This window comes from Candidatus Viridilinea mediisalina (assembly GCF_002532535.1).
GTDB lineage: Bacteria > Chloroflexota > Chloroflexia > Chloroflexales > Chloroflexaceae > Viridilinea > Viridilinea mediisalina.
Genome location: NZ_NQWI01000317.1, coordinates 1 through 673, shown reverse-complemented (window position 1 = coordinate 673; position 673 = coordinate 1). Strand labels below are relative to the sequence as shown.

Here is a 673-nt window from a genome sequence, read left to right as displayed (position 1 = left end):
GATCACGTTGTCTGCTACGACGCGCAGGGCAACGAACTTGGCGACTACGTGACGGTGGTGCAAGCTGCGGAAGCCGCCATCGCCCGCGCCGATCTTGCCGAAGCCCGCGTCCGCTACGAAGCAGAAGCCCGCGCCGACGCGGAAGCGCAAGCGCTCTACGAGGCGCAATTGCGTGCTGAGGAGGCGCAAGCACGCACCGAGGCGGAGGCCCGCGCCCGTAGCGAAGCCCAAGCCCGTGCCGAGGCAGAAGCCCGTGCTCATGCGGAAGCGCAAGCGCGCACGCTAGCCGAGGCTGAACTCAATGCACTGCGCGAGGAATTGCGCCGCTTGCGTGGTGCATAGGGGGTTGCGCTCTTGCGGAACATGGCGCCCTGCCCATCCTCACCAGGGCGCTTGCGGGAACATAGTTCCCATACGCATTACGTTTAGGGCTACCGCCCTAAAACCAATACCATTCAAATAAGCTCGCGCAAAGCCGCAAAGGTTTGGCGCTCATATGCAAAAAAACTCTGCGCCCTTGCGCCTTTGCGTCAAGAAACCCGTCGTATTTGAAAGGTATTGGCCCTAACACCCGCATGGAAAGAAGTTGACGAATTACCCGAAGCCGTGTAAAATAGAACATATGAGTACCTACAATACCCAAGACGATCCGTTGGCGCTCGCAAGCAACGAC

General features: G+C 59.6%; 1 protein-coding gene and 1 pseudogene. One reads left to right on the top strand and one right to left on the bottom strand.

Going from position 1 to position 673, the window contains the following annotated elements; translation table 11 throughout:
* Positions 1 to 342, top strand: a pseudogene (locus tag CJ255_RS22225) (Uma2 family endonuclease); the annotation flags it as partial.
* A 97-nt stretch (positions 343 to 439) separates the two neighbouring features.
* On the opposite strand, the gene CJ255_RS24265 reads toward CJ255_RS22225, so the two are convergent.
* Positions 440 to 673, bottom strand: a 234-nt coding sequence (locus CJ255_RS24265) for a hypothetical protein (RefSeq protein ID WP_217352531.1), incomplete at its 5' end; no start/stop codon positions are given.